The organism is Pseudorhizobium xiangyangii (assembly GCF_020531965.1).
Classification (GTDB): Bacteria; Pseudomonadota; Alphaproteobacteria; order Rhizobiales; family Rhizobiaceae; genus Neorhizobium; species Neorhizobium xiangyangii.
The window spans coordinates 74,320-88,496 of record NZ_JAJAWH010000014.1 but is presented as its reverse complement, the minus strand read 5'-3'; the positions used below and the strand labels follow the sequence as shown (position 1 = coordinate 88,496).

The 14,177-nt window shown below is 59.0% G+C and carries 14 protein-coding genes; 7 read left to right on the top strand and 7 right to left on the bottom strand.

From position 1 onward, the window contains the following. Positions 1–15 precede the first annotated feature (15 nt). Positions 16–1,170: an efflux RND transporter periplasmic adaptor subunit gene (locus LH464_RS14355; RefSeq protein WP_226787081.1), complete on the bottom strand. Its 1,155-nt coding sequence runs from the start codon at positions 1,168–1,170 to the stop codon at positions 16–18. Between the two features lie 40 nt (positions 1,171–1,210). Continuing rightward, positions 1,211–1,846 (bottom strand): TetR family transcriptional regulator, encoded by a 636-nt coding sequence (locus LH464_RS14350; protein ID WP_390624985.1) that lies wholly within the window; start codon positions 1,844–1,846, stop codon positions 1,211–1,213. A 148-nt stretch (positions 1,847–1,994) separates the two neighbouring features. Here LH464_RS14350 and LH464_RS14345 point away from each other — a divergent pair, with 148 nt between their 5' ends. Beyond that, the gene (locus tag LH464_RS14345) at positions 1,995–3,911 is read left to right on the top strand and encodes a hybrid sensor histidine kinase/response regulator (RefSeq protein ID WP_226787080.1); all 1,917 of its coding nucleotides are present in this window, start codon (positions 1,995–1,997) and stop codon (positions 3,909–3,911) included. A gap of 100 nt (positions 3,912–4,011) precedes the next feature. Here LH464_RS14345 and LH464_RS14340 read toward each other — a convergent pair whose 3' ends face one another. After that, positions 4,012–6,357: a glucose/quinate/shikimate family membrane-bound PQQ-dependent dehydrogenase gene (locus LH464_RS14340; RefSeq protein ID WP_226787079.1), complete on the bottom strand. Its 2,346-nt coding sequence runs from the start codon at positions 6,355–6,357 to the stop codon at positions 4,012–4,014. A gap of 192 nt (positions 6,358–6,549) precedes the next feature. On the opposite strand from LH464_RS14340, the gene LH464_RS14335 reads away from it, so the two are divergent. Further along, complete coding sequence (locus tag LH464_RS14335; RefSeq protein WP_226787078.1) at positions 6,550–7,272, top strand: glutathione S-transferase; 723 nt, start codon at positions 6,550–6,552, stop codon at positions 7,270–7,272. Positions 7,273–7,338: 66 nt separating this feature from the next. On the opposite strand, the gene LH464_RS14330 is transcribed toward LH464_RS14335, so the two are convergent. Further along, the gene (locus LH464_RS14330; RefSeq protein ID WP_226787077.1) at positions 7,339–7,851 is read right to left on the bottom strand and encodes a sigma-70 family RNA polymerase sigma factor; all 513 of its coding nucleotides are present in this window, start codon (positions 7,849–7,851) and stop codon (positions 7,339–7,341) included. A gap of 170 nt (positions 7,852–8,021) precedes the next feature. On the opposite strand from LH464_RS14330, the gene ku (LH464_RS14325) reads away from it, so the two are divergent. Both ku (LH464_RS14325) and ligD read left to right on the top strand, forming a co-directional pair. After that, positions 8,022–8,879 (top strand): non-homologous end joining protein Ku, encoded by an 858-nt coding sequence (gene ku, locus LH464_RS14325; RefSeq protein ID WP_226787076.1) that lies wholly within the window; start codon positions 8,022–8,024, stop codon positions 8,877–8,879. A 2-nt stretch (positions 8,880–8,881) separates the two neighbouring features. After that, positions 8,882–11,422 (top strand): DNA ligase D, encoded by a 2,541-nt coding sequence (ligD, locus tag LH464_RS14320; RefSeq protein ID WP_226787075.1) that lies wholly within the window; start codon positions 8,882–8,884, stop codon positions 11,420–11,422. A gap of 3 nt (positions 11,423–11,425) precedes the next feature. Here the strand turns inward: ligD and ku (LH464_RS14315) are convergent, their stop codons facing one another. Then, the gene (gene ku / locus LH464_RS14315; RefSeq protein ID WP_226787074.1) at positions 11,426–12,232 is read right to left on the bottom strand and encodes a non-homologous end joining protein Ku; all 807 of its coding nucleotides are present in this window, start codon (positions 12,230–12,232) and stop codon (positions 11,426–11,428) included. Positions 12,233–12,352: 120 nt separating this feature from the next. On the opposite strand from ku (LH464_RS14315), the gene LH464_RS14310 reads away from it, so the two are divergent. Beyond that, on the top strand, positions 12,353–12,550 hold the full coding sequence (locus LH464_RS14310; RefSeq protein WP_226787140.1) for a hypothetical protein: 198 nt from the start codon (positions 12,353–12,355) through the stop codon (positions 12,548–12,550). A gap of 141 nt (positions 12,551–12,691) precedes the next feature. After that, positions 12,692–12,898 (top strand): hypothetical protein, encoded by a 207-nt coding sequence (locus LH464_RS14305; RefSeq protein ID WP_226787073.1) that lies wholly within the window; start codon positions 12,692–12,694, stop codon positions 12,896–12,898. A gap of 3 nt (positions 12,899–12,901) precedes the next feature. Here LH464_RS14305 and LH464_RS14300 read toward each other — a convergent pair whose 3' ends face one another. Both LH464_RS14300 and LH464_RS14295 read right to left on the bottom strand, forming a co-directional pair. Next, a complete protein-coding gene (locus tag LH464_RS14300) occupies positions 12,902–13,234 on the bottom strand; it encodes a hypothetical protein (RefSeq protein ID WP_226787072.1) in 333 nt (110 codons plus the stop codon). Between the two features lie 289 nt (positions 13,235–13,523). Further along, positions 13,524–13,748, bottom strand: coding sequence for a hypothetical protein (locus LH464_RS14295; RefSeq protein ID WP_226787071.1), 225 nt, complete (start codon positions 13,746–13,748; stop codon positions 13,524–13,526). Positions 13,749–13,888: 140 nt separating this feature from the next. Between LH464_RS14295 and LH464_RS14290 the strand changes: the two genes are divergently transcribed. Continuing rightward, positions 13,889–14,161, top strand: a complete 273-nt coding sequence (locus tag LH464_RS14290; RefSeq protein WP_315859658.1) for a DUF2934 domain-containing protein — start codon at positions 13,889–13,891, stop codon at positions 14,159–14,161. Positions 14,162–14,177 lie beyond the last annotated feature (16 nt).

The window sequence follows — 14,177 nt, the reverse complement described above, 5'->3', positions numbered from 1 at the left end:
TCCCTCCAATATCAATCAGCGCAGCGCGGCGTCGTCGTTGCCTTCCGGCGCCGATGAGACCAGTTCAAACTGCTCCGGAAGCTTGACCTTCATGTCGTCCTTCATGAACTGCGTTCCGGCGGCGACGACCACGTCACCGGTTGAAACGCCTTCCGACAGGCGCGCACCATGGTCTGAGAAGTCCGACACGGTTACCTTTTTCGCGTGAACTAGCGATGTGCCGCGATCGACGACCCATACGATCGTGTGACCGTCCCTCTCGCCCAGCGAAGCAAGTGGCACGTCGTAGGTGGACAGCTTCCGTTGCTCCACGGCTTCGACGGTCGCAGTCATTCCGAGAAGTATCTGCGGATCCTCTGGAAGGCTGACACGGACCGCAAAGGTGCGCGACTGAGGATCGGCGCTTCCCGACACTTCGCGGATGGAACCTTCGAGCTCGAGATCGGAATGCGACCAGAACCGGACCTTGACCGTCTTGCCGACTGTAAAATGGGTAATATCGGTCTCGGGCACAGCGATCTGCGCCTCTTTGGCCCCATCAACAGCAACGTGGACGACCGGCGTACCGGACGCAACGACCTGCCCGATGTCCGCACCGATCAATGTCACGATACCGCTCATGTCGGACTTCAGTTCGGTGTAGGCAACCTGATTGCGCGCCTGCTCTAGGCTCGCCTCGGCGGCCTCGCGGGAGGATATAGCCTGGTCGTGGGATAGCACCGCCTGCTCGAGTTCGGAGCGAGAGGCAACATTCTTGCTGGCAAGGGTCTCGGCGCGACGACGTGCAAGTGCAGCGATTTCCTCTTGCTTGCGCGCGGCACTCAGGTTCGCCTCGGCGCTGCGAACAGAAAGACCGTAATCCGTCGCATCAAGCCGCGCCAGTACGTCACCCGGCTTCACATGCTGGCCCACGTCGACGAGACGTTCGGTAATCTTTCCGTTGACGCGAAAGCCGAGAGCCATCTGGGTTCTGGCCTTCACGGAGCCGGAATATTCCATCCGCCTGCCGGTATCGGGCTCTGTGACTTCCACCACCTTGACCGGACGCACGGGCTCGACTGCGACTGCAGCCTGCTCATCCGAGCATCCGACAAGGATGGCAAGGAGACTGACGACACCTATAGCCCGAGAAAGCCGGAAGCTCTCCAACGCTGCTTGAACCGACACCATGATACCTACTCCCGGCAATACGCCCAACGGCGCCGCAGATTTATTTCAGGCCCCGCAGGGCAAACTCGACCACCTGTTCAGGCGTGCAGATCTTGAACTCGGATACGCAGGTCGCCACCATTTGCGGATGACAGAGGGCAGCCGTCGCAGACATGAAGCAATCTGCGGCTACCTCCGGATCCGTATCGCGGAACTCACCGGCCGCGATCCCCTCTCTGACGACCTCGGTAACGAGAGTCCTCAGGCGCCGCAGGTGCGCGTCGATCACCGGCCATTGCTGTTCAATGGCGATGACCACCATTTCGTGGACTTTCTGCTCGCTGATCATCGTTTCCAGCGTCATCTGGAACTGCTGCAAGATATGCTTTCTGAGCCTATCCGAGGCATTGCCGGGACCGCTTAGCGTCTCTGCCGCAAGCTGGTAACCCGCATCGAGCATCCGCTGCGCCAGCGCTTGATGGATATCGGCCTTCGATCCGAAGAATCGATAGATGTTCGCCGGAGACATGCCCAGGTCACGGGCGATGTCGGCGACATTCGTTTTCGTATAGCCGTAGTGTTTGAAGAGACGCTCCGCCGCATCAAGGATACGGGTTACGTTCTCTTGTCTTACAGCCTCAGAAGCACCACTCGCATCCATGGCGGGCACTTTCGATTTACGGGTGACGTTTTTCATATTTCGTCATTCGTAAGCCGAGATCATCGGATTGTCAATCCTGCGGGACCGTTGCGGAGGGAGTTTGAAAGAGTAAGGAACTAAATAAGGAAATGCGGATTATATGATCTCGACTGCTTAAGGCGAAGCAGGGGGACACATCAGCTTTATGCAGACTCATTCTCAGGTCACGCTCGTGCAAGAAGAGCGCTATCGGCTTCTCGTAGACGCCATCACGGACTATGCCATCTATATGCTCGACCCGGAAGGAAGGGTCAGCAGCTGGAATCCCGGTGCGCAGCGCTTCAAGGGATATATGGCTCACGAAATCCTGGGAAAGCATTTCTCGCGTTTCTACACCGAGGAAGATCGCGCCGAAAACCTGCCTGCAAGAGCATTATCAATGGCTCAGACAGAAGGTCGCTTCGAAAACGAAGGCTGGCGACTGCGCAAGGACGGGAGCCGGTTCTGGGCACACGTGGTTATCGATCCGATCTGGAGCCCCAACGGCACCCTCCTGGGTTTTGCCAAGGTCACGAGGGACCTGACCGAACGCAAGCGGGCAGAAGCAGAGCTTGCAAAGAGCGAGCAGCAATTTCATCTGCTGGTTCAGGGAGTGACGGACTACGCCATCTACATGCTGGATCCAAATGGTCGGATAACCAGCTGGAATGCCGGCGCCGAGCGCATCAAGGGCTATAGCAGCGCGGAAATCATCGGCTCGCATTTTTCACGCTTCTATACGGAAGAGGATCGCAGCGCCGGCGTGCCGGAAAAGGGGCTGGAGACGGCCCGTCGCGAAGGACGTTTCGAAAAAGAAGGTATCCGGCTGAGGAAGGACGGCTCACATTTCTGGGCCCATGTCATTATCGACGCCATTCGAGACGATACCGGCGAGCTTCTCGGCTTTGCAAAGGTTACCCGCGATATCACCTCGAAGGTCGAAGCCCAGAAGATCTTGATCCAGACACGCGAAGAACTGTTCCAGGCGCAGAAGATGGAGGCCATCGGTCAGCTGACCGGCGGCATCGCTCATGATTTCAACAACCTGCTCATGGCGGTACTCGGCAGCCTGGGCATTCTGAAGAGAAGACTACCTGACGATCCCTCGTTGATGCCGCTTCTCGACAACGCGATTCAGGGGGCCGAACGGGGCGTCGCCCTCATCCAGCGCATGCTTGCCTATTCCCGGAAGCAGGATCTCAACATGGCTCCTGTCGACATTCCGGACCTCGTGTCGGGCATGATGGAACTTGTCCAGCGCTCCGTGGGATCAACTATCCAGATCAATGCGAGCCTCCCGAATGACTTGCCCTGCGTCATGACCGACGCCGTTCAGCTGGAAGCGGCACTGCTCAACCTCATCGTGAATGCACGGGATGCGATGCCTCAAGGCGGCACGATTACCATTCACGCCGAGCGGGCGAAGCCATCCGGCAAGGATAGCCGGCAATTTGTACGTCTGTCCGTGACGGACACAGGCGAAGGAATGAACGAAGCTACCGCCCAGCAAGCAACCACCCCATTCTTCACGACGAAAGGCGTCGGCAAAGGAACGGGACTTGGATTGTCCATGGTGCAGGGACTTGCAGAGCAATCTGGAGGCAAATTGACGATAGAAAGCCGCACGGGCGCAGGAACAACCATTTCCCTTGTCCTGCCTGTCACCGAGAGCGATCCCGCCACCTTGTCTGTCGAAGAGGACCACAACGCGGAAAAAATGGTACCGATACAAACCTCCCTGACCATACTCGCGGTCGACGACGACGCACTTGTGCTGATGAACACGACATTGATGCTGGAAGACCTGGGTCACAAGGTCATCGAAGCCTACAATGGCTCACAGGCGTTGCAGGTACTGAAGGATGGAACGCAGGTCGATATCGTCCTGACCGATCATTCGATGCCTAAGATGACCGGTGCCGAGCTTGCAAGCCATATCCAGGCCGAATGGCCGCATATTCCGGTGGTTCTGGCGACAGGATATGCCGAACTCCCGTCAGGGGCCGGTGCGCAACTGCCGAAGTTGTCAAAGCCATTCTCACAGCAGCAACTGGAAGACGTGATCGCCACCGCCATCCAATGAACGATCGCCCGACGTTTCGTTACGGCGGGCAGGATTGCAGAAGCTGAACATATGAAAGAAGGCCCGGACAGCATATGCCGCCCGGGCCTTCTTTCATTACTTAGTTCCTCGGCAGCGCGTATGCGATGACATAGTCGCCGGGCTTGGTTCCGACAGAACCGTGCCCGCCAGCCACCATGACCACGAACTGGCGGCCATCCTCGACTGCGTAGGTCATCGGTGTCGCTTGCCCACCGGCCGGCAACCGCGCCGTCCAGAGAATATCGCCCGTTGTCAGATTGTAGGCTCGCAGATAGTCGTCGACCGCCGCCCCAAGGAAGGCGACGCCCCCCTTGGTGATCATCGGCCCGCCGATCCCCGGCACACCGACCTTGAACGACAGTGGCAGCGGCGTCATGTCGTAGACGGTACCATTGCGATGCTTGTAGGCGATTTCCCCGGTACGCAGGTCGGCACCGGCGACATAACCCCACGGCGGCGCCTGGCAGGGAATTTGCAGCGGTCCAAGGAATGGTCCCATGAAGACGCCGTAGGGCGCACCGTCGTTCCGGTTCAGGCCCTGCTCGCTTCCCTTCTCGTCCTGCCCCTTCGGCGGGATATCGGCACGTGGTACGAGCTTCGCCGTGAACGCGAGGTAGGTCGGCATGCCGAACATCACCTGTCGCTCGGGATCGACCGCGACACTGCCCCAGTTGAACGTGCCGAAGTTACCGGGATAGACGATCGTGCCGTTGAGCGACGGCGGCGTATATCGACCCTCGTAGTTCAGCTGGTGGAACCGGATGCGGCACACCATCTGGTCGAACATGCTGATGCCCCACATATCCTTTTCCTCGAGAGGGTCGGGCTTGAACGTCAGTGCAGACGTGGGCTGCGTGGGTGCGGTGAAATCCTCCGGTATTGCGCCACCCGGAGCGGGTTCTTCCGTCACATCGATGATTGGTTGGCCAGTTCGGCGGTCGAGGACGTAGATGTCACCCTGCTTGGTCGGCCCCACCAGGGCCGGCACGACAGTACCGTCATCCCGTGTCAGGTTGAACAGCACCGGCTGGGCCGGGACGTCCATGTCCCACAAATCATGATGGACGGTCTGGAATACCCAGCGATCGGCACCGGTGTTCATGTCGAGCGCGACGATCGATGACGAGTATTTCTCGACGGACTCGCTGCGTCCCATGCCGAGCTGGTCGGGCACCTGGTTGCCGAGCGGAATGTAGACCAGCCCCAGTTCCTCATCGACGCTGAAAATCGACCAGCTATTGGGCGAGTTGGCGGTGTATGTCTGTCCTTCGGCCAACGGTGTCGTCTGCGTCGGATTTCCGGAATCCCAGTTCCACAGCAGTTCCCCGCTATTGACGTCAAAGGCGCGAATGACGCCCGACTGGGACTGCGTCGAGTAATTGTCGTTGACGGCGCCACCGATGATGATCTTGCCGGCGACGATGACAGGCGGAGACGTCGAGTAATAGTAGCCCGCCGGGTTGTACGGCATTCCGGTCTCGAGCTGCAGCGTTCCCTCGTCTGCAAACGAGGTGCAGATTTGCCCGTTCGCCGCATCGAGCGCGATCAGCCGCGCATCCGAGGTCGGCAGGTAGACGCGCGAGGCACAGGGAGCGCCCGGTTGGGCCGCAGGGTCGACATGGTAGGTCACGCCACGGCACGTCTGGTGCTGCCGGTCGGGATTGAGGCCGGCATGCGGATCGAACTTCCATTTCTCCTCACCGGTCGTCGCATCGAGGGCGATTGCCCAGTTGTGCGGCGTGCAAAGAAAAAGGCTGTTTCCAACTTTGAGAGGGGTCACCTGGTAGGTCGTCTCGCCGACGTCCTCGGGAAGTTTCACGTCGCCCGTCTGGTATCTCCAGACCTCTTCCAGATCGCCCACATTCTCGACGTTTATCTGGTCGAGCGGCGAGTAGCGCTGACCGAAAGGCGTGCGGCCGTATTGGTGCCATTCACCCGGAGAAAAGTCGGCGCCCAGAGCGGGCGCCGCAGCGACGGACTCTTCCGGCAGCTCGCCGTCGATGTCGTGCGGGTCCATGAACATCGACAGGACCGCGATAACGATCGCGAGCCCGACAGCGGCGGCCAGAGGCGTGGCATTGACCGGATAGCGCATGCCCGTCGGGCTTTGGAAGCCGAGCGGTCGGCGCACCCAGGGCGTCAGGAGCCAGAGCCCCAACAGAATGATCACGCCGCCGCGTGGTCCAAGCTGCCACCAATCGAAGCCGACTTCCCACAAGGCCCAACCGAGCGAGCCCAGGATGATCAACGCGTATACGATCAAAGCCAGCGGCTTGCGCATGAACATGAGGATGGCGGTGAGAACGAAGGCGATGCCCGTGACGAGATAATAGGCGCTTCCACCCAGGGCCACGAGCTGCCCCCCACCGACGGCAAGCGCCAACCCGATGAGTGTGAATACGATCGCGGTAATTAAAAGAGCCATTTTCTCAAAGTCCTGTCCCGACTGCCGCATCGGTCCGCGGCTCACGCCGCGCACCCCCGCCCGTCAACACACTGCCGCTGCAAAAGTTCCAACGGCAAAGTTCGCTGAGGCCGATCGATTGTTCCGTGGGAACTAATGACCCGACATGGCGGTTTTCCCGCTCGGGCTGGCGACGGAAACAGAGGAGCACAGATGACCTACCAACTCTATTACTGGGACGGCATCCAGGGTCGCGGCGAATTCGTCCGGCTGGCTCTGGAGGAGGCCGGGGCCGACTACCGCGACGTCGCGCGTGAGAACGGCGGCGTTGAAAAGATGATGGCTTTCCTGGAAGGCAGGGGCGGACACATGATCCCCTTTGCGCCTCCATTCCTGACGGATGGCAGCGACGTCATTTCGCATGTCGCAAACATACTTCACTATCTCGGACCGAAGCTGAACCTCGTCCCGGCGGATGAAACCTCCCACTTTTTCGCTCATGGCCTTCAGTTGACCATCACCGATTTCATCACCGAGATCCACGACACCCACCATCCACTGGGCACCGACGACTACTACGAGGACCAGAAGCGCGAGGCAAAGATCCGCGCTGGCCGTTTCCTCAAGTCGAGACTACCGAAGTTCCTCGAATATTTTGAAAGCATTCTGGCGCACAATCCGACCGGCCCGGCACACGCAATCGGCGGGCGTCTCAGCTATGTCGATCTGTCGCTATTCCAGGTTCTGGAAGGCCTCCGCTACGCCTTTCCCAATGCACTCAAGCGCCATGAGCCGTCTTATCCCAATCTCCTCAAACTCCACGCCATGGTGAAAGAGCGCCCGAACATACGGGCTTACCTTTCATCGAGACGAAGGCTGGCATTCAACGAATCCGGCATCTTCCGGCATTACCCGGAACTCGATCAGGACACGTGACGCAGCAGGCGGGAAGATGTACCGGTTAATGCTGCAATGATCGCTGGTGCGTGCAGTTTCATCAGATCATTTCGGAACCGTGTCCTCGCCCAGCTCATGCAGGATCTGGTGGCGGGCGCGATTGAGCCGGCTTTTGACGGTGCCAACAGCACAATCGCAGATCTCGGCGGTCGCCTCGTAACTTTCACCGAGTATCGCTACGAGTGTCAGGACTTCGCGATAGTGCGGCGGCAGCTTCAGCAGAGCTCGCTGCACTTCCCTGGTACGGGCGCTTAGCTCCTGCGTGGCCGGCATCGGGGTATCCCCGGAGACTGGCTCGTCCGTGCCCGGCGCCTCGCGCCCCAACACTTTCGATCGGGTGTAATAAGTGTTGCGCATGATCGTGAAGAGCCACGATTTGAGCTTGGTGCCTGGCTCGAACTTGTCGAGGTTGGCCAGCGACTTCATGAGCGTTTCCTGCACGAGATCGTCCGCATCTGTCGAATTCCGGCAGAAAGTACGGGCAAACGCACGGAGAGCGGGGATAAGCCGAACTATGTCTGCACGTGCGGGATCACGATTCAACTGTGATTCAGACACCGTTGCCTACCTCTTCGATGGTCGATGGTGGGAATGACGCTGGCAAACGCGCTTTTCACGTCTTTGGTTCCCCTGTTCGACTGGAACGATCTTCTAAGTGAGCGGTGAACGGAAGCGACGGAACAAAGTTCCCCAACCCATGTTGATAGAGCGTTTCAGGGAGTTGTGTCGTGGCACCGCGTGCAAACTGGAAGGGTTATCTGAAGGTCGGGGAGCTGAGCTGCCAAGTGGCGCTCTATACGGCTGCGTCGACCTCGGATCGTGTGAGTTTTCACATCATCAATCGCGATACCGGTCATCGCGTCCACCGGCAGATGGTGGACGTCGATACCGGGCGCGAGGTCGACAAGGACGACATCGTCAAGGGTTACGAGGTCGCCAGTGGCGAATACGTTATTCTGGAGCCTGACGAGATCAAGTCAGCGGCTCCCGAAAGCGACAAGACCCTTAATCTGGAAGCCTTCATACCGTGTGGTGACGTGGACACCATCTTTCTGGACAGGCCGTATTATCTTGCGCCTGCCGACAAGGCCGCAGCAGATGTCTACGCGCTGATCCGAGAGGGCCTTCAGGAAAAGAATGTCGCAGCACTTGCGCGCACTGTCCTCTTCCGTCGGCTTCGCACACTGCTGATCAGACCGACCGACGAAGGCCTGACCGCAAGCACGCTGAACTTCGACTACGAGGTCCGGTCCGCGAAGGAGGTCTTTTCCGACATCGCGACGTTCAAGATCGAAGGCGAAATGCTGGATCTGGCGAAACATATCATCGGCACCAAGAAGGGCGCGTTCGATCCGACCGAGTTTGACGACCGGTATGAAACCGCGCTTGCCGAGTTGATAAAGGCCAAGATCGAAGGACGAAAACTGCCGAAGAAGACCAAGCCCGAGGTCAAGAAGGTTTCAAACCTTCTTGATGCGTTGCGAGAGAGTGCGGGCGCAAAGGCCAGCAGCGGTAAAAAAGCCGCGACGGCCAAGAAGACCACGCGGAAGCCGAAAACAGCTGCTCCCCAACGGAAGGCCGGCTGACGATGGCCCTCGAGACCTATAACGAGAAGCGCAATTTCAATGCGTCTCCGGAACCGAAGGGCAGGACGGCGAAGACAGGCGGCAACAGCTTCGTCATTCAGAAACATGCGGCACGGCGGCTGCATTATGATTTTCGCCTGGAGATGGACGGCGTACTGAAGAGCTGGGCCGTCACCCGCGGCCCTAGTCTTGTCCCCGGCGACAAGCGGCTTGCGGTGCATGTCGAAGACCATCCGCTGGACTATGGGGGTTTCGAGGGCACCATTCCCGACGGCAACTACGGTGCAGGCGCCGTGCTGTTGTGGGACCGGGGCACCTGGGAGCCGATCGGCGATCCGCACAAGGCCTACAAGAAGGGCCATATGGAGTTCGAGCTCAAGGGCGAGAAGCTTGAGGGACGCTGGCATCTTGTACGGATGGCGAACCGCCAGGGCGAGAAGCGTGAAAACTGGCTGCTCATCAAGGGCGAGGACGAGTTCGCCCGCAGCGAAAGCGATCCCGACATTCTCGAAGAGCTGCCCAACTCGGTAAAGAGCGGTCGCGTGATCGAGGAGTTGCAGGGTAAGAAGGTGCCGAGGATCCGGAAGGCCAAGGCGCTGACCAGGACGACCGATCCGGCGCCGACCGCGGAGGCGCTAAACGTTTCAGCGGACCTGAATCTCGGGACGATCAAGGGGGCGAAACAGGCCCCGATGCCGGATTTCATCACGCCCCAGCTTGCTTCCTTGGCCAAAAGTGCGCCTTCCGGCAAGCGGTGGATCCATGAGATCAAGCTGGACGGCTATCGGCTCCAGGCCCGGATCGACAACGGAAAAGTCCGCTTGCTGACCCGCACCGGCCTCGACTGGACCCATAAGTTCGGCGACGGAATATTGGGCGCATTCAAAGGATTGCCCATCACCCAAGCCATCATAGACGGCGAGGTCGCAGTCAATGCCGGGTCGGGAGCCACAGACTTCTCGCTTCTGCAGCAGGATCTCAGCGAAGGCCGGACGGATCGTTTCGTGTTCTTCGCGTTCGATCTCATTTACCTCGACGGGCTCGACCTTACGAGTGCCAAGCTACTGAGCCGCAAGGAGGCATTGGAAACCTTACTGTCCGGGGGGAGCGAGGTACTTCGCTACAGCGAACATTTCGGCGAGGAAGGCGGGCTCGTGCTGAAGCATGCCTGCCGCCTGAGCCTGGAAGGCATCATATCGAAGATCGAGGATGCACCGTACCGCGGTGGTCGCGGGCGTGACTGGATCAAGTCCAAGTGCTCGGCGCGACAGGAGTTCGTCGTTGCTGGCTATGTTCCGTCCTCGGTATCCAGGGGCGCGATCGGCTCGCTGGTCATGGGCTACTACGAAAACGGCAAGCTGAGGCACGCCGGCCGCGTGGGCACGGGCTATAGTAATCAGGTAGCGCGATCTCTCTTCGGGCAACTGGAAGAGTTTCGCGTCGAGAAGAGTCCGTTTGACGAAAAGCTCTCGGGGATCGAAAAAAAGGATGTTGTCTTTCTGAAGCCGGACCTGGTGGCTGAAGTGGAGTTCCGCGGCTGGACCGCCGATTCTCATATTCGTCACGCAGCCTATCGGGGCTTGAGGGAAGACAAGCGGGCAATAGACGTCGTGCGCGAGGGCGGACCGATGAAGACTGCCGATGAACATACCGAGGAGCCCGCCAGGCGAAGCGTGAACCTGACACATCCCGATCGCGTCTACTGGCCGGACGTCGGTGTGACCAAGGCGGGGCTCGCCGACTATTATATCCAGGTGTGGCGCCTGATGGCTCCATATGTGGTCAACCGCCCACTTGCCCTGGTCAGGGGACCCGAGGGCGTGGGCAAGCCACTGTTTTTCCAGAAGCATGCCTGGAAGGGCATGAACAGCCAGATCAAGACCGCCAAGGATCCGGCAGATCCGGCAGAAGAGGATATCGTCATCCAAGACCTGGATGGTCTCCTGGGACTGGTTCAGGGCGGCACTCTTGAGATCCACCCATGGGGATCGACCATCGAGAGATGGGAAAAGCCCGACATGGTCAATATCGACCTTGACCCCGGCGACGGCACGACCTGGGAGGACATCATCGTGGCCGCACAAGAGGTGCGGGAACGGTTCGAGGCGATGGGTTTGACCGGTTTCGTGAAAACCTCCGGCGGCAAGGGGCTTCATGTGGTCGCCCCGGTGAAGCCAAAGGCAGAGTGGCCCGACGTGAAGGCCGCCATGAAGGCGTTGGCAGACGGAATGGCGGGAGACAGTCCGGACCGTTATGTCTCGACGATCACCAAGTCGAAGCGCAAGGGAAAGATCCTGCTCGACTACCTGCGCAACGGGCGCGGCGCGACGGCGGTCGCTCCCTACTCGACGCGAGCCCGTGCCGGTGCTCCGGTTTCCATGCCGATCGCATGGGAAGAACTCACCGACGCCATCGGCCCCGCCTACTTCACGGTAAACAACGCGACAGTTCGACTGGAACAGCTGGCCAACGATCCGTGGGCGGACTTCAGGTCGGCCGAGGCAGAGATCAAGGTGGCCTCCAAAAGCCGGCCGAAGCGTTAGAGGCTATTTCTGCGGCGACTTTCGTTCCGCCGCCAGGCTCTTCTTGAGCGCGCTCATGATGTCGATGACATTGCTCGGTTGTTCTGCCACTTTGGGTTCGGGCCGCTTCCTGCTGGTCTTGCCCTTCTTCCGCTCAGCAATGATATCGAGAAGACGATCCTGCACCGGATCATCCGCCATAGATGGCTTCCAGTGCTCGGTTCGCTCGTCAATCAGCTTCTTCATCATGGTGAGGTGCTGGGATGTCGGCTTGTCGCCGCTGGCATTGTCGAAATAATCCTTGGCGTCACGCACTTCGTCGCCGTAGCGGAGCGTCCACACGACAATACCCTTATCCTTCGGCACAAGCAGGACAGCACGCTCGCGTCGGTACATGACGAGGCGCGCAACGCCCGCGGTGTGGGTCGTGGCCATGGCCTCTCGAATGACGGAAAATGCCTCCGCGCTGACCTCGTCGTCCGGGGCCAGATAGTGCGGCCGATCGTACCAGATCCAGCTGATCGAACCCGCAGGAACGAATGTGTCGATATCAATCGTCCGTGTGCTCTCAAGCCCCACGTCCTCGATCTCGTCATCCTCGAACATGACGTAATCGTCTTCGCCTTTCGGGTAGCCCTTGACCTGATCCTCGTCTTCGACCGCCTCCCCCGTGACCGCATCGACGTACTGGCTAAGCACCCGATTGTGCGTCTCGCGATTGAGATTGTGGAACCGCACCTTCGCGGACTCGGATACTGCCGGCGTCATGCTGACGCGGCATGTGACGAGAGACAGCTTGAGATAGCCCTTCCAGAATGCGCGTGGTGCCACGGCCCTGGCCTCCGTTGCCTTTGTCCAAAAACGGGTAGTTCCCGCGTTGGTTCCTCATCCCACGGGAACTATCGCGATACGCCGGCGTTTTTCTAAGCAAACTTGAAAGAGGGTACGAAAATGAACGTGAGCGAACAGGACAAGGAAAAGCTGCGGAAGGACCAGAAAACGACGCCGTCGGCGCGGGAGCGGAATGACGCTGCCGAGCTGGAAGAGCAGCTGGACGAGGGTCTTGAAGACACGTTTCCGGCGAGCGACCCGGTCTCGACGACGATAACCTCAATCCCGACAGGCAGTCATCCTCCATCCCGCCGCTGAACGGTTCTCAAGGTCCAATCATGGCGGCCGCCGGTCTGCGGTCGCCATTTCATTTGTGCCCTGTGACATTTTCGAGTTTCCGAAGTTTTAGTTATTGCTGTAAGGAGGACTGAGGTAAGGTCGGCACCACAAGGTGGAGCGATGACCAGAATGACGTCGTCAGAGGTCGGAATGGCGAAAAAGAGCGATCAGGGTACAGATTCCGAACTTCGTTTCGGACGGCGTGTCAGCCGCGAAGTATCAGTCCTGCTCACCGAGATTGAAAAAGAGCCGGTACCAGACCGCCTGCTGGACCTAGCTCAGCAGCTTCAAAAAGCGCTATCAGACAAACTCGCCAACGAGAACTGATACTCAATCGACCTGAGTTGGCACGATATTGTCCACCCGGACTTGGCCATCGACAACCATTCGCGACCCTTCCACGGGAAATCGGCCGCTCTCGTCAAGAATAACCGTATAGAGCTTCTCGTTTCGGAAAGCGCTCGCCATCTCAGTCGAATTTCCCTCCGCTGGAAGCGCATCGACCTCTGTGAAATCCAGTTCTGCTCCGCTGGCTACCACTCGCGCATCGCCGGTGGAGCGTGCACGTACGGTGATTTCACCCTGTGAGGGACTGTTCTGCCAATTCGGGTCATCGGGGGCAGCCGTCGGCACGAGCCTGTAGATTTTCATTTCTTCCTGCATTTTCTCAACCTCCATCGTTCCGGCGATTGAAACGCGTGTCTCGGCGCGCAAGTTCCCTTCGATGGAGCCGCAGAACAGATCCGCCAAGGAGAGATCAGGCGAACGACTCTGTGACGGCCGAGGAAAGCAAGACGGATGAAGCGCTGACCAACCTCGCCAAGACAGCTGTCAATTCCGCTGCCCAAAAGGCTGCTTGAGGACGTCTGGATTGCGGGCGCCGTGGCGGCGGCTCCCACAGAAAAGCCCGGTCGAGTGACCGGGCTTTTCTTTAAGAAGCATGAGCTTGGATTCAGCCTGCAAAAGGCGCCTGACGGAATGCGACTGGGCGAACAGGAAGCATGTCGCCGTTCAGCTCACGGCGGCGGAAGACCCTCTCGCGGGTCTCCGTGGCGAGCTGGGATTTCGCGGCCGCTACTGCGAGTTCATAAGTATGGAACGCGCACTCCGATTCAACGCCGTTGAGGATGTACGTCCATCCGTCAGCATGCGGGACAATGTCGCAATAATTCTCCATGAGAGACGTCCTCCTTTTCCCGCGCAAGAACTTTCCTGGCGTCAAAAGGTTCCTTGTGACGAAAGAGGAAAATGCCTGCCGAATAATTTGTGTCGTCGGTGGGGAACCACCGCTTCCAACACGCGTTTCATTTCGGGCGAATGGAGACGAGAATGGCGGAAAACGAGGAAGAGTGGGTAAGGAAACGTGCATATGCCCTCTGGGAGGAGGAGGGCTATCCATCCGGAAAGCACGACGACCATTGGGAAAGGGCGAGGCGGGAATTCGCAGCCTTTGGATCAAGTCCGGCCAAGCGCACCCCAACGCCACGAACCGCATCGTCTCCTTCCAGCAAGTCGTCCCCGCCGGCCGCAGAACCGACTGCCAGCAAGCCGGCGACCAAGCGTATAAAAAAGCCCACTTCCGGAAGCTGATTTTATCTACCCGTTT